At 59.0% G+C, this 21944-nt stretch carries 19 protein-coding genes; 13 read left to right on the top strand and 6 right to left on the bottom strand.

All coding sequences use genetic code 11. The annotated features are described in order from the left end of the window. Positions 1 to 12: 12 nt before the first annotated feature. Positions 13 to 603, bottom strand: a complete 591-nt coding sequence (locus Q1B13_RS07530) for an HD domain-containing protein (RefSeq protein WP_299079029.1) — start codon at positions 601 to 603, stop codon at positions 13 to 15. Next, positions 600 to 1736, bottom strand: a complete 1137-nt coding sequence (locus tag Q1B13_RS07525) for a gamma-butyrobetaine dioxygenase (RefSeq protein WP_299079026.1) — start codon at positions 1734 to 1736, stop codon at positions 600 to 602. The genes Q1B13_RS07530 and Q1B13_RS07525 overlap by 4 nt, the downstream gene beginning before the upstream one ends. A 99-nt stretch (positions 1737 to 1835) precedes the next feature. Here Q1B13_RS07525 and Q1B13_RS07520 point away from each other — a divergent pair, with 99 nt between their 5' ends. After that, the gene (locus Q1B13_RS07520) at positions 1836 to 2690 is read left to right on the top strand and encodes a LysR family transcriptional regulator (protein ID WP_299079023.1); all 855 of its coding nucleotides are present in this window, start codon (positions 1836 to 1838) and stop codon (positions 2688 to 2690) included. A 4-nt stretch (positions 2691 to 2694) separates the two neighbouring features. On the opposite strand, the gene Q1B13_RS07515 is transcribed toward Q1B13_RS07520, so the two are convergent. Next, a complete protein-coding gene (locus tag Q1B13_RS07515) occupies positions 2695 to 2877 on the bottom strand; it encodes a DUF1674 domain-containing protein (protein ID WP_298934552.1) in 183 nt (60 codons plus the stop codon). An 88-nt stretch (positions 2878 to 2965) separates the two neighbouring features. On the opposite strand from Q1B13_RS07515, the gene Q1B13_RS07510 reads away from it, so the two are divergent. The 7 genes from Q1B13_RS07510 to Q1B13_RS07480 all read left to right on the top strand — a co-directional run bounded on the left by Q1B13_RS07510 (position 2966) and on the right by Q1B13_RS07480 (position 11439). Next, positions 2966 to 4225, top strand: a complete 1260-nt coding sequence (locus Q1B13_RS07510) for a transcription antitermination factor NusB (RefSeq protein ID WP_299079020.1) — start codon at positions 2966 to 2968, stop codon at positions 4223 to 4225. Between the two features lie 88 nt (positions 4226 to 4313). Continuing rightward, positions 4314 to 6053: a heparinase II/III family protein gene (locus Q1B13_RS07505; RefSeq protein WP_299079017.1), complete on the top strand. Its 1740-nt coding sequence runs from the start codon at positions 4314 to 4316 to the stop codon at positions 6051 to 6053. Between the two features lie 22 nt (positions 6054 to 6075). Then, positions 6076 to 7665: a bifunctional phosphoribosylaminoimidazolecarboxamide formyltransferase/IMP cyclohydrolase gene (gene purH / locus Q1B13_RS07500; protein ID WP_299079014.1), complete on the top strand. Its 1590-nt coding sequence runs from the start codon at positions 6076 to 6078 to the stop codon at positions 7663 to 7665. Further along, positions 7665 to 8141: a signal peptidase II gene (lspA, locus tag Q1B13_RS07495; RefSeq protein WP_299079011.1), complete on the top strand. Its 477-nt coding sequence runs from the start codon at positions 7665 to 7667 to the stop codon at positions 8139 to 8141. Before purH ends, lspA begins: the two co-directional genes overlap by 1 nt. 50 nt (positions 8142 to 8191) lie before the next feature. Beyond that, entirely contained in the window at positions 8192 to 8710 is a 519-nt protein-coding gene (locus Q1B13_RS07490; protein ID WP_299079008.1) for a DUF3035 domain-containing protein, read from the top strand. Positions 8711 to 8791: 81 nt separating this feature from the next. Continuing rightward, positions 8792 to 10132, top strand: coding sequence for a pitrilysin family protein (locus Q1B13_RS07485; protein ID WP_299079005.1), 1341 nt, complete (start codon positions 8792 to 8794; stop codon positions 10130 to 10132). Next, entirely contained in the window at positions 10129 to 11439 is a 1311-nt protein-coding gene (locus Q1B13_RS07480) for a pitrilysin family protein (protein WP_299079002.1), read from the top strand. The genes Q1B13_RS07485 and Q1B13_RS07480 overlap by 4 nt, the downstream gene beginning before the upstream one ends. A 21-nt stretch (positions 11440 to 11460) precedes the next feature. Here the strand turns inward: Q1B13_RS07480 and Q1B13_RS07475 are convergent, their stop codons facing one another. From Q1B13_RS07475 to deoC, 3 genes are read right to left on the bottom strand one after another with little or no spacing between them, the layout of a single operon-like run. Then, complete coding sequence (locus tag Q1B13_RS07475; RefSeq protein ID WP_299078999.1) at positions 11461 to 12270, bottom strand: SDR family oxidoreductase; 810 nt, start codon at positions 12268 to 12270, stop codon at positions 11461 to 11463. A gap of 25 nt (positions 12271 to 12295) precedes the next feature. Continuing rightward, the gene (locus tag Q1B13_RS07470; RefSeq protein ID WP_299078996.1) at positions 12296 to 14629 is read right to left on the bottom strand and encodes an aldehyde dehydrogenase family protein; all 2334 of its coding nucleotides are present in this window, start codon (positions 14627 to 14629) and stop codon (positions 12296 to 12298) included. A gap of 48 nt (positions 14630 to 14677) precedes the next feature. Next, entirely contained in the window at positions 14678 to 15676 is a 999-nt protein-coding gene (deoC, locus tag Q1B13_RS07465; RefSeq protein WP_299078993.1) for a deoxyribose-phosphate aldolase, read from the bottom strand. 200 nt (positions 15677 to 15876) lie between these two features. Here deoC and Q1B13_RS07460 point away from each other — a divergent pair, with 200 nt between their 5' ends. The 5 genes from Q1B13_RS07460 (at position 15877) to mutL (ending at position 21919) form a co-directional block, all read left to right on the top strand. After that, positions 15877 to 16830, top strand: coding sequence for a zinc ABC transporter substrate-binding protein (locus tag Q1B13_RS07460; protein ID WP_299078990.1), 954 nt, complete (start codon positions 15877 to 15879; stop codon positions 16828 to 16830). A 3-nt stretch (positions 16831 to 16833) separates the two neighbouring features. Next, positions 16834 to 17637: a metal ABC transporter ATP-binding protein gene (locus tag Q1B13_RS07455; RefSeq protein WP_299078986.1), complete on the top strand. Its 804-nt coding sequence runs from the start codon at positions 16834 to 16836 to the stop codon at positions 17635 to 17637. Between the two features lie 3 nt (positions 17638 to 17640). Beyond that, positions 17641 to 18846, top strand: coding sequence for a metal ABC transporter permease (locus tag Q1B13_RS07450; RefSeq protein ID WP_299078983.1), 1206 nt, complete (start codon positions 17641 to 17643; stop codon positions 18844 to 18846). Then, positions 18843 to 19772, top strand: coding sequence for a metal ABC transporter permease (locus tag Q1B13_RS07445; RefSeq protein ID WP_299078980.1), 930 nt, complete (start codon positions 18843 to 18845; stop codon positions 19770 to 19772). Before Q1B13_RS07450 ends, Q1B13_RS07445 begins: the two co-directional genes overlap by 4 nt. 281 nt (positions 19773 to 20053) lie before the next feature. Further along, a complete protein-coding gene (gene mutL / locus Q1B13_RS07440; RefSeq protein WP_299078977.1) occupies positions 20054 to 21919 on the top strand; it encodes a DNA mismatch repair endonuclease MutL in 1866 nt (621 codons plus the stop codon). Positions 21920 to 21944 lie beyond the last annotated feature (25 nt).

Raw genomic sequence — 21944 nt, 5'->3', positions numbered from 1 at the left:
GACCGGGCCCGTTTAGGCGGCACCCAAATGCCGATCGACCATCCGCTGCACTATAGGGGCAAAATGGGGAAAATCGGGGGTCTCCATGTCGGCGCGTTTTCCAGCTTCGTCCAGGTACCGCACCTGAATGATCTCTTTCAGGTTCGGATTTGCCTCGAACTCGGTCACCTCCTCGGCACTCATCGGTCCGCCCTGTAACTCTAATGTGTGGACCGATGCCTCGGACAAACGGCTGAAATACTCAGGCTTGGTGGCGCACAGGTAGCGTTTGGCCGCGACATGATAGCGGCAGCAATCGGTGATGACGGTTGGAAAGAACTGCTCTAGCACATCTGCGCCTGCGTCTTCGTGATGGCGGTCTTCGGTATCGTCCGGGTGATAGGTGCCGAACTCGGACGTGAAATGCCCGATGTCGTGCAGCAGGGCACCGACAATGATCTCTGCGGCCATCCCATTCTGCTCGGCAATAGTTGCACCTTGCAGCATGTGTTCGGCCATGGTCACCGGTTCGCCCAGATATTCCTCGCCGCCGCGACGGTCGAAGATATCAGCGATGAACGCCACGATGTTGGCGCGGGTCAGGGTCGAAAAATCGGGTTTCATTCCGCCGCCTCCCGCTGCGTCGTTTCCATTGCCGCCAGAGTGGACAGCAGCCCGTCCTTATCGGCATAGCATCCCTGCAACCAACGCGTTCCCGAGCCGGAATAGCCCAATCGCGCGTGCAAGACACGGGTGTTGTCAACGATGAAGCTTTCGCCCGGTTCAAGCTTGAACGACACGCCCATGTTTGGGTCGTCGATAATCTCTCCCAACTGGCGATAGGCGGCATAATAAGCCTGCATCTGATCGAAGGGCACATCTACAAACGGCGCGGATGAACGGTTGTTGAACCGGATGCCGATCAGCTCACCGTCAGGCGAAAGTTCGATCATAGGGCGCCGCGAGCGCAGGCAGACACCGTCCGAACCCTTGTATTCGAAACGAGCGGGATAACCTGCGAGCAGGTCAAACCCTTGGGGATTCAGCTCATGCAAGCGCTGGGCGGCGCGAAAGCCATCGACGACAATAGAATCGCCACCTTCTGCCGAGTTTTCAAGGCAGTATAGGATCTGCAGAGTTGGCACCGGATCGCGATAGGGGTTGTCGGTGTGGGCCTGCAACCCAAGGCCGGTATAGGCTAGGTTGGTTGGGTTCACCTCGGTCCGGACTTCGAAATAGGGCCCATAGTTGGTTTCGCGCACATAACCGAACAGATCGGTCATCTGCAGCAGAGACTCCGGATCGGTGGGGCCGCCGGTCAGCTTGGCAAATCCAAACTCTGCAACAGCGGCCAGCCAGTCGCGTTTGGCGGTCGGGTTGGTGTGTACGTCGGACCAGTCGCCGCTGGGCGCGTCAAAACCACGTTGCCAGGTGGTCAGACCGGGCGTGAGCCAGCCGTTTTTTTGCACCCTGTCCCAGTCATAATTATGCGCGGCCAGCCAATCGGCAGGGAAGGTGACCGTTTTGCCTTCGGGTTGAAACGTGACGATCAGATCGCCATTGCTGATCGTGGCGGCGCTGACGGAAATGTCGGTTGGGATATCGCCGATTGTGATCAGGCGTTGGCCATTTCCGGGTGCGCGGGTTTCAGGGTCAAGCGCGTTGTCGCGCAGCCAGATGGCGTGGAAACGAGCCTGGGTATCGGTGTCGAACTCAACAGTCACGACCGAGGCGTCAAAAGTAGCGGAGCGCAGCATTGGGGATCTCCTGTTCAGCGCGGGCTTTGCTTGAGCACATACGCCCCTTGTGACATTACGACAATTAATCCTTCTTTCTGCTGAGGTATGGAAAATCTAATGGCTGGGAAAAAGATCGGACTGCCTCCGCTGGACTGGCTGCGCGTGTTCGAGGCGGCCGGTCGGCTAGGCGGATTCTCCGCAGCGGCGCGAGAGTTCGGCCTGACGCAAGCGGCAGTCAGCCAGCGGATCGGCAATCTTGAGGCATGGTTGGGTCGGTCCCTATTCGTGCGCGAGGCACGCGGCGTGTCGCTGACCGTTGAAGGCGAAAGCTATCTGCCGTTGGTGCAAGACAGCCTGCAGGCCTTGGAGCGCAATACTGAAGAGTTGTTCGGAAAATCGCCCCGCGCGTTACGGGTGGCGGCGCTGTCGTCACACATTCACGCGCTGGTATTGCCCTGTCTCGCGCGATTTCAAGAAACGCGCCCCAACGTGCGGGTTATGACCGACTCGGTGGCGCGACGGTCGTCGCTGGACGAAGAACGCACGTGGCTTCAAATCCGCTACGGGCGCGGTGCTTGGCCAGGCCGGGATGCAGTATTGATCGCGGATGAAGTGTTGGTGCCGATGGCCGCCGCGGGGGTGTGCTGGGGTGCCCCGCTGATTGACGTACGGGGGGAAAGGCCGGGGTGGCAGGACTGGTCCGTTAAGGCGGATCAGCCGGAGCTGCCGCAATCAAGCATCAGTTTCGATTCGATGGAACATGCATTGACGGCGGCGCGGCTGGGGATGGGTGTGGCTCTGGGGTCCGTCCCATTGGCCTCGGATGACTTACAGGCTGGGCGCTTGCATAGGCTGGACTTGCCGGACTTAGAAACCAAGGATGGCTATTGGCTGACCTGGCCCGAGGAACGGGCAAAATCCAAAAAGCAGCGCGCACTGATTGATGATTTTCTGCAAGCCTTGCGCGGTTGACCGATCAGAAGTCGATCGCCAGCCCTTTTTTCTCCCAGTCGCCATAGCGGGCAGGGTCCGGGCCATCACGTCCGCCCAGTTCCTTGGGCAGTTCCTTGGCCTGGGCTTTGGCTTTGCGGCGACGCTCTTCAGCCTCGGCCAGGGCGCGCTGAGCGGCGGCGGGCAAGTCTTTGGGGTCGTCACTCATGACATCGGGTTCCTTTCCGTCCACCGCCTTGATATACGCCCCCGTCCGCCAAAGGCAATGCGGATCCAGGTCACATGAAGGCGGTACCATGTCTAACAGCGCAACAGCAGCGCGGCGCAGCGCAATCTACCTGCTGGATCAGATTCTGGGTGAGGGTCGGTTGCTGTCTGAATGTCTGGCAGCGGGTACGCTCGATCGTTTGCCCCCGGAAGACCGCGCCCGGGCGCAGCGGCTGGCGCTCGAGACCCTGCGGGGTATAGAGCGTGCCGACCGTCTGCTGGAAAATCACCTGAACCGTGCTCCCGCTTTGACCGTGCACAACGCCTTGCGACTTGGTGCGGTTGAGCTTTGCAACGGTGAGGCAGCGCATGGCGTGGTGAATTCGATGGTCGAGATCATCGGACGGTCGCGCAAGCACGGGCGGTTGAAAGGGCTGGTGAACGCGGTATTGCGTAAAGTTGCCGCTGAAGGGCCGGAAGCCTGGCCAAAAATGCGGGTGCCGCGCCTACCAGAGTGGCTGCGCGACCCACTGGTTGCAGCTTGGGGACCCGAGGCTGTTGGAGGCATGGAGCAAGCGCACTTCGCGGGTGCGCCACTGGATCTAACCTTGAAACCGGGCCGTGGTGCTCCGGCTGGTGAGACGCTGCCAACCGGATCGGTGCGATTAATCAATGCAGGGCAAGTCTCGGCCCTGCCGGGATACACTGCCGGAGATTGGTGGGTTCAGGATGCGGCGGCGGCTTTGCCGGTTCAGATCCTGGCCCCGAAGGTTGGCGAAAGGGTGCTGGACTTATGTGCCGCGCCGGGAGGCAAGACACTGCAGCTGGCGGCTGCTGGCGCCGAGGTCACGGCGCTGGATATCTCAGAGGCGCGGATTGAGCGCGTGCGGGAAAACCTTTCTCGGACCGGGTTGAGCGCTCAGGTGGTTGCAGGCGATGCGCTGGATCATGCTGGACAATATGATGCGATCTTGCTGGATGCGCCCTGTTCTGCCACGGGCACGATCCGGCGTCATCCCGATTTGCCGTTCGCCAAGGATGGATCGGAATTCGGCGATTTGATCGATCTGCAATCCCGGATGTTGGCACATGCCTGGACGTTGCTCAAACCCGGCGGGCGGCTGGTCTATTGCACATGCTCCCTGCTGCCTGACGAAGGCGAAGTTCAAATCGAAGAGGCGCTGCCGCAGTATTCGGACATGAGCGTGGATCGCACGGCGCTGAACATACCCGGTATCGAAAAAGACTGGATCACCGAAGAAGGCGGTCTTCGGTTGCGACCGGATTATTGGCTCGATCACGGCGGGATGGATGGTTTCTACATCGCCTGCCTGAACAAATCCGCCTGAGCGCACGCTTTTCGATGACTTGACGATCGGCGCGGTCTATCGTTGGTTCAAGCGCCAGCAGAGCGCAAGGGGCAGAGTAACAAGCGTCATGTCAAAGTCGGATACCATGACCAGTCGATGGATGCGGTTTCAGAACCGTTTCTATGCACGCCTGAGTCAACGGCAAAAGGCTGTGACGGGCTTTGTGGCACAGCCGGAACCGCGCAGTGTTGGCGCCTTTGCGCGGGGACGGCAGCTTGTTGCCGGTAACCTTCTGTTCGCCGGATATCTGGTCGAAGCGCAAGACACAGGGTTGTGGGACGTCGCAGCCCCAAGCGCTGGATTTGATGAAGAACGCCACGGTTTTGCGTGGCTGGATGATCTGGCCGCTGTTGGAGACATGCGGGCAAGGGAAAAAGCACAACGCTGGGTCTGGGGCTGGATCGAGGCGCATGGTCGCGGTCACGGGCCCGGCTGGGAGCCTGATCTGACCGGACGGCGAGTGATGCGTTGGATCAACCACGCAATCTTTCTGCTGCGCGGTGTTGACGAAAAACAAAGCAATCAATTCTTCGGAGCGCTTGCACAACAAACCTGGTTTTTGTCGAAACGCTGGCATGCCGCGACGCCGGGGCTGCCCCGGTTCGAAGCCTTGGCGGGTCTGGTACAGGCAGGTCTTGCGTTGGAAGGGCTTGAGCAGATGGCGGATCCGGCCCTGCGTGCGCTGGCGCGTGAATGCGACAGGCAGGTAGACAAGCACGGCGGCATTCCAACGCGCAACCCGGAAGAACTGCTCGAGGTGTTCACGCTGCTCAGCTGGACTTCGTCCGCGTTGAATGAGTTGGGACGCGGTACGCCCGCAGCGCAAGCCAATGCCATCAAGCGGATCGCGCCGACCTTGCGCAGTTTGCGTCATGCAGACGGGGCGCTTGCACGATTCCACGGTGGCGGGCGCGGGGTTGAAGGCCGGTTGGAACAGGCTCTGGCCGAAAGCGGTGTGAAGTTCAAGGCCGCGACCGAACTGCCGCTGGGCTACGCCCGCCTCGCTGCTGCGCGAACAACAGTCATCGTCGATGCCAGCACACCACCTTCCGGCGCAGCGTCGCTGAATGCCCACGCCTCGACACTGGCATTCGAACTGACATCCGGACGTCGTCCATTGATCGTGAACTGCGGATCAGGTGCGAGTTTTGGTGTGGAGTGGCGTCGCGCCGGGCGGGCGACCCCCTCGCATTCCACGCTATGCCTGGATGGCTATTCCAGTGCCCGGCTGGCCAATCCCGTTGCAAGCAGCGAGCATCAGGCGCTGATGGATGCGCCGGAGGACGTTCCGGTCGAATTCGCCGACGCGTTCGAAGGGATCGGGTTCATGGCCGGGCATGATGGGTATGCAAAGGTTTTTGGCCTTACACATGCCAGAACATTCGAGCTACGATTTGACGGGCGCAAACTGGCCGGCGAAGATATCTTGGTGACGGCGACAGACAAAGCAAAGCGGCAGTTCGACAAAGCCATAGACGCATCTGGCCTGTCAGGCCTTGCCTTTGACATTCGGTTTCATCTGCATCCTGACGTGGACGCGGCGGTCGATCTGGGCGGGGCGGCGGTGTCAATGGCACTGAAAAGTGGCGAGATCTGGGTATTTCGCCATGATGGCGTTGGAAAGTTGTCTGTTGAACCAAGCGTTTATCTTGAAAAAGGACGTTTAAAGCCACGCGCGACAAAACAGATCGTTCTATCCGGGCGCGCGATGGAGTATGCGACGCGCATCGGGTGGACGCTGAGCAAGGCACAGGATACAGCCTATGCCGTGCGCGATCTGCACCGGGACGAGCCCGAATTCGACTGACGCCAAAAGGACCCTTGGACCCATGACCGACTTTCACCCCGTGCGCCGCGCGTTGCTTTCCGTTTCCGACAAGACCGGATTGATCGAGCTGGGAAAGGCGCTGGCCGAGCGCGGGATCGAGCTGCTGTCGACCGGCGGGACCGCTAACGCGCTGCGCGATGCAGGGCTAGAGGTCAAGGATGTCAGCGAAATCACCGGCTTCCCCGAGATGATGGATGGCCGGGTCAAGACGCTGCATCCCATGGTACATGGCGGCCTGCTGGCGCTGCGGGACAATGATACGCATGTAGCTGCGATGAATGAACACGGTATCGGTGCAATCGACCTGCTAGTGGTGAACCTCTACCCGTTCGAGGCGACCGTCGCCAAAGGTGCAGACTATGATGAATGCATCGAAAACATCGACATAGGCGGCCCGGCGATGATCCGCGCGGCGTCCAAGAACCATGCATTTGTGAACGTGGTGGTGGATGTCGAGGATTATTCCTCTCTGCTGGATCAGTTGGAAGAGAATTACGGCAAGACCTCGCTGGGGTTCCGTCAGTGGCTTGCCCAAAAGGCCTATGCCCGCACTGCAGCTTATGACAGTGCTGTATCGAACTGGATGGCCGACGCTCTGCGGCTTGAGGCACCCAAACGCCGCGCTTTTGCGGGTGAGTTGAAACAGACCCTTCGTTATGGCGAGAACAGCCATCAGCAGGCTGCGTTCTACACCGATGGGACCAATCGCCCCGGCGTGGCCACTGCCGTGCAACACCAGGGCAAGGAACTGAGTTATAATAACATCAACGACACCGATGCGGCTTTTGAACTGGTTGCCGAGTTCGACCCCGCTCAGGGTGCGGCTTGTGCAATCATCAAACACGCCAACCCATGTGGTGTGGCCAAGGGCGCGACGCTGATTGAGGCTTACAAGGCTGCGTTCGACTGTGACCGCACCTCGGCCTTTGGTGGGATTGTGGCGCTGAACCAGCCACTAGACGCCGAAACTGCACAGGAAATCACAGGCATTTTCACCGAGGTTGTGATCGCCCCGGGCGCATCGGATGAGGCAAAAGCGATCTTTGCGGCTAAGAAAAACTTACGACTGCTGACGACCGAAGCCCTGCCGGATGTAACTGCGGCCGGCAAGACGGTGCGTCAGGTGGCTGGTGGCCTTTTGGTGCAAGACAAGGACAATGGCTTTGTTGGCCTGGACGACCTGAAGGTTGTCACCAAGAAAGCCCCGTCAGATGAGCAGATGAGCGACCTGTTGTTTGCCTGGAAAGTGGCCAAACACGTCAAGTCCAATGCCATCGTCTATGTCAAAGATGGCGCAACTGTGGGCGTCGGCGCGGGTCAAATGAGCCGCGTCGATTCGGCCCTGATTGCTGCTAAAAAAGCCGAACGTATGGCCGATGTACTTAACCTGCCGCAGCCGTTGACAATCGGGTCTGCAGTGGCTTCGGATGCGTTTTTCCCTTTCCCCGACGGGTTGATGGAGGCCGCCGAGGCCGGCGCGACCTGTGTGATTCAGCCGGGCGGCTCGATGCGGGATGACGAAGTGATCGCCGCCGCTGACGAGGCCGGATTGGCGATGGTCTTCACCGGCATGAGGCATTTCCGGCACTGATGGGTTATCGGCTGTTGATCTGGGCCGGATTGGCCGCGTTTGTGATCGACCAGGTCAGTAAGTATCTGGTCGTTCATGTGATGCGCGTGGCTGATCAACTGGGAGGCATCGATGTGCTGCCGCCCCTTCTGGTGTTCAAATACGGTGAGAATCGCGGGATTAATTTCGGCCTGTTTCAGGGCGACGGTGACGCGTCGCGCTGGGTATTGATTGGTGTTTCCATCGCCATCTGCTTCGCTGTCGTGATCTGGTTGCGGCGTTCGACAGCGACAAACTTCATGCTGATATGTGGCGGTCTGTTGATTGGCGGCGCGTTGGGGAATGTGATTGATCGCATCTTATACGGCTTTGTTCTGGATTTTCTGAACATGTCCTGCTGTGGAATCAACAATCCGTTTGTGTTCAATCTGGCCGATGTGTTCATATTTGCCGGAGCAATTGGTCTGGTTTTGTTCGATGGCAAAAAGCCCTCGTGACGCGCCGGTTGATATGCGATAAAAGCTGACAAAACAGGCTGGAGACGATAATGCGGATGCCGCGCGCGATACTTGCTTTGACTGTTGCAGCCGCCGTTGCGGGATGCTCCAACCCCGGCTTGCGCGATCTCGAGCCTCCGGGTCAGGGACCGGATGAGTTTTCGGTGCTGCCGGTCAAACCGCTGACGGAACCGCAGGATTATGCTTTCCTGCCCGCGCCGACGCCGGGTGGCGGGAACCTGACGGATCCCAACCCAAATGCCGATGCAGTTGCCGCATTGGGCGGGAACCCTGCGGCGTTGAACCCGAACACCTCTGTTCCGTCTTCTGATGCAGCGCTGGTTACGGCGTCCAGCCGCTATGGTGTGCCCGCCAACACGCGGCAGGTCGTTCAGGAAGAGGATGATGCGTTCCGCAAGCGACGTGGTCGCTGGACCGGCCTGCGCTTGTTCCCGGTTGATCGCTATGCCCAGGTTTATGAACGTCAATCCATTGATCCGTTTCAGGAAACCGAGGCGGCCCGCGGCGTTGGCCTAGAAACACCATCATCCCCCCCTGCGAATGAATAATTCTTAACTTTCCGTCATCTCCCTTGAACCTGCGCCGCACCACCGTAGTTTGAAAGCCAGAAACGAAACGGAGGATGCCCCATGGTTCGGGCCCTGACACTGTCGGCCGCCCTGATTGCCGCCACCCCGGTTTTTGCCGAGGACGGACAAGAGGCGGTCACAACATTTACGCTGGACAACGGCATGGACGTTGTGGTGGTCGAAGATCACCGCGCGCCAGTCGTTCAGCATATGGTCTGGTATCGGGCTGGTTCGGCTGATGAACCTGTCGGATCATCCGGCGTGGCACATTTTCTGGAACATTTGTTGTTCAAAGGCACCGATACGCTGGCGCCGGGTGAGTTTTCGGCCACCGTTGCGGCAAACGGTGGCAATGACAACGCATTTACCTCGTACGATTACACCGCCTATTTTCAGCGCGTCGCTGCAGATCGTCTGGAACTGATGATGCGGATGGAGGCGGACCGGATGCGTAACATCCGCCTGTCCGAAAACGACATCCTCACCGAACGCGATGTGATTTTAGAAGAACGCAACCAGCGCACTGAAAACAATCCGCGCGCCTTGTTTGGTGAGCAGATGAGCGCGGCGCAATATCTCAACCATCGGTATGGCGTGCCAATCATCGGCTGGAAGCACGAGATGGAAACGCTGGATATGGATGACGCCCTGTCCTTCTACCAAACCCATTACGCGCCTAATAACGCCATTCTGGTCGTGACCGGAGACGTCGACCCGGACGAGGTTCGCGCCTTGGCCGACCAGTATTACGGTGTGATCCCTGCCAACGCGGATTTGCCTGAACGCGTGCGCTCTCAGGAACCGCCGCAAACCACCGAACGTCGGTTGACTTACAAGGACCCGCGCGTTTCGCAGCCTTATGTGCAGCGCAGCTATCTTGCGCCTGAACGCGACCCGGATGCGCAGGAAAAAGCCGCTGCTTTGTATCTGCTGGCCGAGCTTTTGGGGGGCGGAACGACCTCTTACCTGAATGAGAAACTTCAGTTCGAGGATCAGAAGGTTGTTTATGCTGGCGCGTTTTATCGCGGCGTATCTCTGGATGACACGACGTTTGATCTTTTGGTCGTACCTGCCGAAGGCGTTTCACTGCAAGAGGCTGAAGATGCCATGGATCAGACCGTCGCCGATTTCATTGCCGAAGGTGTGAATGAAGAGGATCTGGAGCGTATCAAGATGCAATTGCGTGCTGCTCAGACCTATGCGCGCGACAATGTGGATGGGATTGGCAATCGCTATGGCCGGGCATTGACCAGTGGTTTGACAGTCGAAGATGTTCAGGCTTGGCCAGACATCCTGCAGGCCGTCACCAGTGATGAGATCATCGCGGCTGCCCGCGACGTGCTGCAACCCGAGGCATCCGTCACCGGTTGGCTGATGCGCGACGACGAGGTGACGCAATGAAGGCCTTTTTCACAACTCTGATTGTCCTTGTTTTTGCGCTGCCCGCCTGGGCCGAGATCGAGATCAAAGAGGTCACCTCGCCCGGCGGCATCACCGCTTGGCTGGTCGAAGACCATTCGATCCCGTTCACCGCTCTGGAATTGCGGTTCCGGGGCGGAACATCGCTGGATGATCCGGACAAACGCGGCGCGGTTTACCTCATGAGCGGGTTGATCGAAGAAGGGGCTGGCGACATGGATGCCCGTTCTTATGCTCGGGAGCTTGAGTCTCTGGCCGCTTCATTCGGCTACAATGCCAGCGACGATACGGTGTCCATTTCCGCGCAGTTTCTGACCGAAAACCGGGACGAGGTTGTGGGATTGTTGCAAACCACCCTTCACCAGCCTCGGTTTGATCAGGATGCGGTGGATCGGGTGCGGGCGCAGATCCTGTCGGGCCTCAGATCGGATCAGACCGACCCGAACGACATTGCCGGGCGCAGTTTCGCCAAAATGGCGTACGGAGAGCACCCGTACGGGTCCGAAGGCAAAGGAAATCTGGACAGCGTTGCGGGCTTGACGCGCGAAGACGTGGTGGCAGCTTATGACAATGTGTTTGCCAAGGACCGCCTGTTTGTCGGTGCCGTAGGCGATATCACTGCAGAAGAATTGGGCGTATTGCTCGACCAGCTTCTTGCGGATCTGCCGGAGACGGGCAAGCCGATCCCGGGTAAGGCCGAGGTTTCAATCTCAGGCGGTGTCAGCGTTATCGACTTTGATACGCCGCAATCGGTCGCCCTGTTCGGCCAGAAAGGGATCGACCGTGATGATCCGGATTTCTTCGCCGCCTACATCCTGAACCATATCCTGGGCGGTGGCGGTTTCGAAAGTCGCCTGATGCAGGAGGTTCGGGAAAAACGCGGCCTGACTTACGGTGTGGGGACGTATCTGGTGCCCAAGGATTTGGCTTCGGTTTATCTAGGCTCGGTATCTTCGGCCAATGACCGGATCGCTGAGGCAGTCGAAGTTATCCGGGCCGAATGGGCCCGCGCTGCTGAGGACGGTGTCACGCAGAAAGAGCTGGATGATGCCAAGACCTATCTGACTGGCGCCTATCCGCTGCGGTTTGATGGCAACGCGCAGATCGCGGGGATCATGGTTGGCATGCAGATGGAAGGTCTGCCGATCGACTATATCGCCACACGTAACGACAAGGTGAACGCGGTAACGCTGGAAGAAGTGAACCGTATCGCGTCTGAATTGCTCGACCCAGACGGGCTGCATTTCACGGTTGTTGGCAAGCCGGTTGGTTTGGAAACCACCAATTGAATGATGGGGGTTGGGCGATGCTCAACCCTTTTTCATGCCACGCAGCATCTGACCCATCATTTGGCCGAACTTGCCTGAGCCTCGCTGATACAACGCACCATCAACGGCCAGAACTGTGCCGCTGATATAGCTGGCCATGTCCGAGCTGAGGAACAGGCAGGCATTGGCAACGTCTTGCGGTTGACCCCAGCGGCCCAATGGGACGTCCTTGCGCAACGCTTCTCCGGCATCGGGTGTGGGTGCCAGACGTTTGGCGCCTTCAGTGCCTTCGATGAAACCGGGCACAACCGAGTTCACGCGGATGCCCTCGACGCCCCATTCCATCGACAAAGTACGCGTGATCTGGTCCACGCCCGCTTTGGCGGCGCAGACATGGGCCTGGCCTTCATAAGGCAGATAAGACTGCGGGGCCGAGATGTTGATGATGCTGGCACCGGGGCGTTTCAGGTAAGGATAGGCCCCTTTCAACACATGGATAGTGCCCATCAGATCAATGTCTATCACCGTTTTGAATGCGTTGACCGACATCTCGGCAGCGAGTGCCGGGAAGTTACCGGCCGCGCCGGACACCAGCACGTCAAAATTGCCCAAAGCCTCATGGAATTGTCTAAGATCTGCAGCCACCGCGTCAGAGTCGCGAACATCAAAGGCGGTACCGATCGCCTCAGCCGCGCCGGCCGCTTTCAGGGCCGCGACCGTATCGTCCACTTTCTCCTGCGACCGACTGGCGACGGCCAGTTTGGCACCCGAGGCTGCAAAAGCCTCAGCAATGCCACGGTTGATACCACTTGTGCCGCCGATCACGATGACGGTTTTTCCTGCAAAGTCCATGTAGACCTCCCAAACTGCGGGAGCCCTACTCGCCGTAGGGCACCCAGATGTTCTTGATTTCAGTGGCAGCCTGAAGGAAGCGACGCGAATGGTCCATGCTCCAGTCAATTGCCGTCGCGTTATTGACCCAGGTCCGCTTGAGGTTCCCGGCGGATACGACCTCGATTTCCTTCGACAGGTCGGTGGACGAGAATGACCAGACCGCATCCACGTTCAGATGCGAGGCCAGCGGTTTCGCCAGTTCTGCGTGGCTGCCCGTCAGGATGTTGACCACACCTGCAGGGACGTCGGAGGTTTCGAGAATCTGATAGAAATCGGTGGCCGCCAACGGATGGGGCTCGGACGCAGCCAGAACCACGCGGTTGCCCATCGCAATCGCTGGGGCCATAGCCGAGACAAGACCCAGCAGCGGAGCTTCGTCGGCACAAAGGGCACCTATGACACCGACCGGTTCTTTCATGGCAATGGCGACGCCCCGGATCGGAACGCCATGCACCTGACCGTCATATTTGTCAGCCCAGGCAGCAGCGGTGAACAGGCGCTGGATCGAGGCCTCGACCTCTTTCGCACCGTCCTTCTTGCCAGTCATCGAGTCGATACGCGTTGCGAATTCGTCAGCACGGGCCGAGAGATTCTCGCCGATGTAATACAGGATCTGCGCCCGCAGGTGTCCGGTGGTTTTGGACCAGCCTTTGGCGCCCGCTGCGGCCTCAACCGCGTTGCGGATGTCTTTGCGGTTGGCAAGGCCCACATGACCCAATAGGCCCGACTTGCCCCAGATCGGCTTCGAATAGCCGGAATCGGGTCGCGCTTGTTTGCCGCCAACATACATTTTGGCGGTACGGTCAATCGGATCGATGGGAGCGCCTTCGCCGGTCGCCGCTTCAACCTTTATCAGCGACTTGGTCTTGCCTTTGGGTTTGGTGTAGGCCGCCAGACCCTCCCAACCGCCTTCACGGCCAAAGCCGCTTTCACGCACACCGCCGAACCCGGCAGCCGCATCGAACAGGTTGGTGGCATTCACCCAGACCACCCCCGCGACCAGCTTGGGCGCGATATCCAGTGCAAGGTTCACATTCTCGGTCCAGACGGTCGCGGCCAGCCCATAGCGGGTATTGTTTGCCAGCTCGACCGCCTCTTCCGGCGTGCGGAAGGTTGAAGATACCAGAACTGGGCCAAAGATCTCCTCTTGCATCAGCGGGTCGGACGTCTCGAGTCCCGAGATCAGCGTCGGCGGATAATAGCAGCCATTCGCGGGCAGCTCGCAGGCTGCCTGATGAACGTGGCCAGCGGTGTTGCTTTCGACCAGACCCTTGATGGTCTGCAGCTGGACCGGGTCCACAACCGCGCCCACGTCGATGCATTTATCCAGCGGATGACCAATGCGTAGCGTGTCCATTCGCGCGCGCAGCTTGTCGTGGAAGCGGTCCGCGATACCTTCCTGCACCAGCAGGCGAGACCCTGCACAGCAGACCTGGCCCTGATTGAACCAGATCGCGTCGACCAACCCTTCGATTGCTGAATCGATATCGGCGTCGTCAAAGACGACATAGGCGGACTTGCCGCCTAGCTCTAACGTCAGTTCCTTGCCCGAGCCACCAGTCGCTTCCCGAATGCGGCGGCCCACAACGGTCGAGCCGGTAAAGGCGATCTTGTCCACGTCCGAGGCCACGATCATCTCACCCACCGCGCCGTCACCGGTGACAATGTTGACCACGCCCTTGGGCAGCCCGGCCTGTGTGCAGATATCGGCAAACAGAAGCGCGGTTAGCGAAGTATATTCGGCAGGTTTCAGAACCACCGTGTTGCCCATTGCCAGAGCGGGGGCGATCTTCCACGCCAGCATCAGCAGCGGGAAGTTCCAGGGGATGATCTGACCACAAACCCCCAGCGCTTCTGCATCGGACAGTTCGCTTTCCATCAACTGCGCCATGCCCGCGTGGTAGTAGAAATGACGCTGCGCCAGTGGGATATCGATGTCACGCGATTCACGGATCGGTTTGCCGTTGTCCAGACTCTCCAGCACCGCAAACAGACGGGAATGCTTCTGCAACAGGCGCGCAATGGCATAAAGGTACCGTGCACGACCCGCACCGCCCAGTTTCTCCCATTTCGGTTGCGCCTTGCGGGCAGCGGCTACGGCTGCGTCCACATCGGCCTGCTTGGCTTGGCTCAATTTGGCCAACACTTCTCCGGTCGCTGGGTTGCGGCTTTCGAACCCTTTGCCCGGTTTGGTGAACGCACCATCAATATAGTGACCGAACTTGTCGCCTTGATCGACCAGCCAGGCCAGCGCCTCGGCAGCGCTTTCGGGGGCAGGGCCGTACTCCATGGTTTCGAAAATCTCTTTGACTGTCATCGCTTCATCTTTTCCCAAATACTCATCGCCCAGACGTCACCAACAGGCTCACCCCATAGAATGCCTGTATCCAGCCGAGTAGGCTCCAGTCACATAGTGTTCCAACTGCCGCTCAATATCGCCCAATAAGGAAGACGCGCCAAAACGGAAGAGGTCCGGCTCCAACCAGCGATCGCCCAATTCGTCCTTGATCAGAGACAGGTAGACCAATGCGTCCTTGGCTTTCGAGATACCGCCTGCAGGTTTGTAACCCACGCGATACCCGGTGCGGTCATAGTAATCTCGGATCGCGCGGATCATCACCAGCGACACGGGCAGCGTGGCATTGACGCTTTCTTTACCGGTCGAGGTTTTGATGAAATCCGCCCCGGCCATCATGCAGGCCAGCGAGGCGCGCGCCACGTTACGCAATGATCCAAGTTCGCCCGTTGCAAGGATGGCTTTGACATGTGCGTCGCCGCAGGCCAAGCGAAAGGCCTTCATCTCTTCATACAAGGCTTGCCAGTCACCCGACAGGACGTGGCGGCGTGAGATCACGATGTCGATCTCCTCTGCTCCGGCCTTCACGCTTTCCTCGATTTCGGCTACGCGCAGATGGAAGGGCGACAGACCTGCGGGGAAGCCGGTCGAGACGGCCGCAACAGGAATCCCGGTTCCTTCTAATGCGCTTACCGCGGTTTCGATCATGTCGTGATAGACGCAGACCGCCCCGGTTGTGATTGGTGGCATGTCCAATGCTTGCAGCGTAGAAGGAGCCACCGGCTGCCGCGCCTTGGCACATAGGCGCCGGACACGACCCACGGTGTCATCGCCGGACAAGGTGGTCAGATCGATCATCGTGACCGCCTTAAGCAACCATGCCGCCTGATACTCTTTCTTGACCGACCGTCGACCGGGCAGGGTGGCGGCGCGGCGCTCAATGGCCGAGGTATTGGCCTGCACGGCGCGCACCCAATCCAGATCGAGATCCATGCCCGGATTGCGGGGTTCAGTCACTTGCGGCAGATGCGCGGTGCGCACGGGGCTTTCTGAGCTCTGCGTTTCCATCTTCACGTCCTTTGGGAGGTTTGCGCCAAAATCGCACGGCATGCGACCAATTGGAAGGCATACAAGCCGATTGGCAGGAGATTATTTGACCATTTGGACAAAATATGAGGATTTAGTTGCGAATAATTCTCATTAGCGTTGACTTAGTTGCGAATGGTTCTCATATTCAGTCGCAAGAGGGCACCTTGAAAGGCACGCACATGATTCGTCGCAGTTTACTTGCAGCTTTGGCACTTGCCGCTGCTTTGCCCATCGCAGCCTGGGCTGACGCGCCACTGAAAGTGGTTGCGACGACAGGCATGATTGCAGATGCGGCGCGTCAGGTCGGTGGCGATCAGGTCGAGGTTAAGGGCTTGATGGGACCAGGCGTTGACCCGCATGCCTATCGCCAGACCCGCAGTGACATTGTGGCGATGACTCGTGCAGATCTGGTGCTTTGGCATGGTCTGTATCTTGAAGCGCAGATGGAAGGCTTCTTTCAGGATCTCGCGCGTAAACGGACGGTTATCGCGGTTGCGGATGGAATTGATAAGTCCAAACTGCGCGCCCATGACGACTATGCCGACAAATACGACCCACATGTGTGGATGACGCCCGAGCTGTGGCGTGATGTTGTCATCGAAGTGCAGGCCGCGTTGACGGAAGTACGCCCCGAAGCGGCCGAGATCTTTGCGACCAACGCGCAGGCCCATCTGGCTGATGTCGACCGTCTGACCGCCTATGCACAGGACACGCTTGGGACTGTGCCGGACAACAACAAGGTTTTGGTCACGGCGCATGACGCCTTTGGCTATTTCGGTGAAAGCTTCGGGTTCGAGGTGCTGGGAATTCAGGGCATCTCGACCCAGTCTGAAGCCGGGTTGAACCGGATTGGCGAGTTGGTTGATTTGCTGGTTGATCGTCAGATCACGGCCGTTTTTGTCGAAAGCTCAGTCTCGGATCGTTCGATGCGGGCGCTGATCGAAGGTGCTGCCGCGAAAGGGCACAAGGTTAAGGTTGGTGGTGAGCTGTTCTCGGACGCCATGGGCGATGACGGGACCTACGAAGGCACTTATGTTGGCATGCTGGATCACAACATAACGGTGATTGCCGGGGCATTGGACGGTGACGTGCCCGGTCGCGGCATGGACGGAAGACTGTCGGCGGGGTTCTGAGAAATGCTGGATCTGGTAGCGGATCAAGGTGTCAAAGTGGCGGACCAAGGGTTGGTGGCAAGCCCCCTGGCCATCCGGGGTCTGACCGTGTCCTACGGCCAAAAACCGGCCGTGTTTTCGGTAGACATGACCGTGCAGCCCGGCGCCATGACAGCGATCATTGGTCCGAACGGGGCCGGGAAATCGACCTTGCTGAAAGCGGCGCTAGGGATTGTCTCACCTTTATCTGGTCAGGTGAGCGTGTTTGGCAGGCCGCTGGAAAAACAGCGCGCACGTATCGCGTATGTCCCGCAACGTGCCAGTGTAGATTGGGACTTTCCCACCCGTGTGATCGATGTGATTCTGATGGGGCTGTCGCGCGAATTGGGCTTGCTGAGGCGTGTTCGTGCCCGCCATGTGTCTTACGCCAAGGAATGCTTGAAACGAGTTGGCATGCAGGATTTTGCAGACCGACAGATCGGACAATTGTCTGGCGGTCAGCAGCAGCGGGTCTTTCTGGCGCGCGCGCTTGCTCAGGATGCAGATCTGTATCTACTGGATGAACCCTTTGCCGGGGTCGACGCGGCCACCGAAAAAGCGATTATCGAGGTGCTGAAATCGCTTAAAGAGGCCGGCAAGACCGTTGTGGTCGTGCATCACGACCTGGCGACGGTCACGGATTACTTTGACCATGTCTTCCTGATCAACACACGCAAAGTGGCTGAGGGAACAGTGGCAGAAGCCTTTACCGCTGAGACCCTGCAATCTGCGTATGGCGGTCGGTTGGCAACTGCGCAGATCGACCAGATCTCACGCGCACTGGGATAAATCATGCTTTGGGATGCTCTGAGTTTGCAGCTTGGCTACAACGCCACGCTTGTCGCCATTGGTGCAACCTTGCTGGGTGTGTCTGCTGGGGTAACAGGTACGTTCCTGTTCCTGCGCAAGCGCGCGCTGGTCAGTGACGCCATCAGCCACGCGACCCTGCCGGGCGTGTGTCTGGCCTTTATGGTTCTGGTCGCGCTGGGTGGGGATGGACGCAACCTGCCGGGACTGCTCGCTGGCTCTGCTATCTCGGCTTGGGTGGGCCTGCTTTGCATGAACTGGCTGACCCGTCACACACGATTGGCAGAAGACGCCGCGATTGGCGCGGTTCTGTCTGTATTCTTCGGGTTCGGAATTGTCTTGCTGACGGTCATCCAGACCATGGGTGTTGGCCGTCAGGCCGGGTTGGAAGGATTCCTGTTAGGCTCGACCGCCGGAATGCTTTGGGCTGATGCGCTGATCATCGCCATAGGAGGAGCGGCAACGTTACTTTTGGTCGTGTTGATCCGGCGGCCAATGACAATGGTTGCGTTTGACCCGGACTATGCCGCGGCACGCGGGCTACCCGTGCACCGGATTGACCTTGCCATGATGGGGCTGGTGATGGCTGTGACCGTGGTCGGCCTGAAAATCGTCGGCCTTATCCTGATTGTTGCCTTGCTGATCATCCCGCCAGTGACAGCCCGGTTTTGGTCCGAACGTTCGGATCGGGTGGTTCTGCTGGCAGGTCTTGCGGGTGGATTGGCGGGCTATGTCGGGGCGGCCTTCTCGGCGTCAGCCCCAAATTTGCCGACTGGCCCAATCATCGTTCTGGTCAGTTTTGTGTTTTTCGCCCTGTCTTTGTTTTTTGCCCCGGTCCGAGGTGTTCTGGCCGCCGTATTGCGCCATCTTCAGTTCCAGCGACGCGTGCATATTCGGCAGGGCCTGTTGGCACTGGCGCAGGATCAGAAGATTTACGAACCTCTGACGCTGCGCCTTTTGCGGCGCGCCGGTTTGGTTCGCGCGGATGGTGTCGCGACAGAGCCCGGCAAAGCCCGCGCGGCCAAAGCATTGCGCGACGAAAAACGATGGGAGGTTGTGCGGTCGGATCAAGCGCACGAGGCGACGGCGGCGCTTTACGATGGTCTGCGCGACATAGACACGGTTCTGACCCAGGACCAGATCGCCGAGATTGATCGCCGCATTGGTGGACCGCAGGAGGTCCCGTCATGAGCGGTGAGGAATTTGTCCCCCTGTCGCTGACGCCCCTTTTGATTGGCACGTTTGCAGCCATCGCCTGCGCCTTGCCTGGCAACTTTCTGGTCTTGCGCAAACAAGCTTTGATTGGGGATGCGATCAGTCATGTTGTTCTGCCCGGCATCGTTGTGGCGTTTTTGCTGACCGGTGCGATTTCAACCTGGCCGATGATGCTGGGGGCCGCAGGTGCCGCCATTGTGGCGGTGGTTCTGATTGAGGCAATTCGTCGTCTGGGGCAGATCGAACCCGGTGCTGCAATGGGTGTTGTTTTTACGACAATGTTTGCGGCGGGTGTTCTGTTGCTTGAGCAAACTGATACGTCGACCGTGCATCTGGATGTTGAACACGCGCTGTATGGCAATCTGGAAAGCCTGATCTGGCTGGATGCGACCGGCTGGTCTTCGCTTTGGGACCTCGAAGCACTGGCGGGGCTACCGTCTGAGCTGTCGCGTATTGCGCTGACCCTGATTGGGGTGATCCTGTTCACCTGGTTGTTCTGGCGTCCGTTGAAGATATCCACGTTCGACGAAGGGTTTGCCCGGACCATCGGCATTCGCACGGGTGCATTGGGCATGGCCTTGGTCATCACGGCGGCTATCGCTGCCGTGGCGGCCTTTGATGCCGTGGGGTCTATCATCGTGATTGCCATGTTCATCTGCCCGCCTGCAGCCGCCCGGATGATGACCAATCGGCTGGAAACGCAGATTATCTGGAGCGTTGTCTTCGCCATCACTTCGGCGGTCGCCGGCTATGTGCTGGCGGGGTATGGGCCATTGTGGCTAGGGGGCGCGGATGCAGTCAGCGCGGCGGGAATGATCGCTACGATATCGGGTCTGATTCTTGCCCTAACGGCCATGTTTGGCCCGTGTCGCACCCGTGTCGGTGTGCAAAACTCTTCGTGAATTGGCGCTTTATCGCCAGCGTCGATCGCACGTCATCGGCCAATCTCTGCCCAGAAATTTGCGACATGAGTCTTAACAAGATTTTTAGAAAATCGCGTGTTAGGTCGATTGATATTAGGAGCTATCACATCACCACTCACTTCGGCTCGTCCGGACGGTCGTGATCAACGCTGGCCGCATTTTGGTGGCTGGTAACGATTGTCCGGACGCCTGCTGAAACAGCAATCAATGACATTCAAACCAGTGGCAGAATCGCGCTTGGTTGTGCTAGGTCTAGCGGTATGGCGCAACCAAACCCCAATATCCGCGAAAATCGCCCATTGATTCGGCAACTCGATGATGCTGCGATAAACCGGATCGCGGCGGGTGAAGTCGTCGAACGTCCTGCCTCGGCCGTCAAGGAGCTGGTTGAAAACGCCATTGATGCAGGTGCCACCCGGATCGCCATCGATATTGCCGACGGGGGCAAGACACTTATCCGGGTCACTGACGATGGGTGTGGGATCGCGTCGCATGATCTGCCGCTGGCCTTGTCGCGCCATGCGACGTCCAAGATTGATGGGTCTGACCTGCTGAACATCCATACTTTCGGCTTTCGTGGGGAAGCACTGCCTTCGCTGGGAGCTGTCGGCCGATTGACCATCACGAGCCGCGTGCCAGAGGGTGAGGCCGCCTTGATCCGGGTATCGGGTGGGAAAACCGAGGCTGTGAAACCTGCGGCCTTGCGCTCCGGAACTGTGGTTGAATTGCGGGATTTGTTTTTTGCCACACCCGCACGGCTGAAGTTCATGCGTACAGACCGGGCCGAGGCGCAGGCAATCTCGGATACGGTGAAACGCCTCGCTATGGCGGAACCTGCGGTGACCTTCACTTTGCGTGACGTATCGGGTGGCGGTGAAGGCCGCGTGATCTTCCGCGCTGATCGCGAGAACGGTGATCTGTTCGACGCTTTACATGCCAGACTGGCCCGCGTGATCGGCCGCGAGTTCGCCGAAAATGCGTTGCAGATTGATGCCACGCGTGAGGGGATCAGGCTGTATGGTTACGCCGCATTGCCCACATATTCGCGTGGCGCGGCTGTGGCACAATATCTGTTCGTCAATGGTCGACCAGTGCGTGACAAGATGCTGACCGGCGCCCTACGCGCCGCCTATTTTGATTTTCTCAGCCGCGACCGCCACCCGGCGGCGGCGCTGTTTATCGACTGCGACCCAACTCTGGTGGACGTGAACGTGCACCCCGCGAAGTCCGAAGTGCGGTTCCGTGATCCAGGCGTCACACGCGGGTTGATTGTTTCAAGCCTGCGCCACGCTCTGGCCGAGGCCGGGCATCGGGCGTCATCGACGGTCTCCAGTGCAACCCTGGGCGCGATGCGGCCTGAACAGGAGGCACCCGGTCAGGCACGCGTCTATCAGATGGATCGGCCATCCCCTGCCGCGCGACAAGCGGCTTATAGGGCGCAATCGCCGGGCTTTGCTGAGCTGGCCAATGACTACAGCGGGAGCGTCGTTGACGCGAAACCCGCCGAGCTTGCGGGTGCTGCAGAGGTTGAACAATCTGCACAGGACCTTCCGTTGGGGGCAGCGCGCGGGCAGGTTCATGAAAACTACATCATCGCTCAAACCGCCGAAGGTATGGTGATCGTTGATCAGCACGCCGCTCATGAGCGGTTGGTTTACGAAAAACTGAAAACCCAGATGGCTGAGAATGGCGTGGCCGCGCAGGCGCTGTTGATTCCAGAAATCGTAGAACTGTCCGATGGGGATTGTGCGCGTCTGATGGCCGTCGCCGAGGATTTGTCGCGTCTTGGTCTGACCATCGAACCATTTGGTGGCGGTGCGGTTGCGGTGCGGGAAACTCCGGCCATTCTAGGAGAAGTCAACGCCCGCGCCATGATCCTCGACATACTGGATGAGCTGGCAGACCAGGGCGAAAGCCAGACGGTGCAGGCGCGGATCGAGGCGATACTGAGCCGGGTGGCTTGTCACGGGTCCGTAAGATCGGGCCGCCGGATGCGGGCAGAAGAGATGAACGCCCTGCTACGCGAAATGGAGGCGACGCCGCATTCCGGTCAGTGCAATCATGGGCGCCCAACATACGTTGAGCTCAAGCTGAGCGATATCGAACGGCTGTTCGGACGCAGTTGATCCGACGCGTGGAACCGTTTACAAG

Origin of the sequence: uncultured Ruegeria sp., from assembly GCF_947489545.1 — a bacterium.
Taxonomy (GTDB): Bacteria; Pseudomonadota; Alphaproteobacteria; order Rhodobacterales; family Rhodobacteraceae; genus Ruegeria.
Note: the sequence above shows the minus strand (reverse complement) of the source record. Positions and strands in the feature narration are given on the sequence as shown.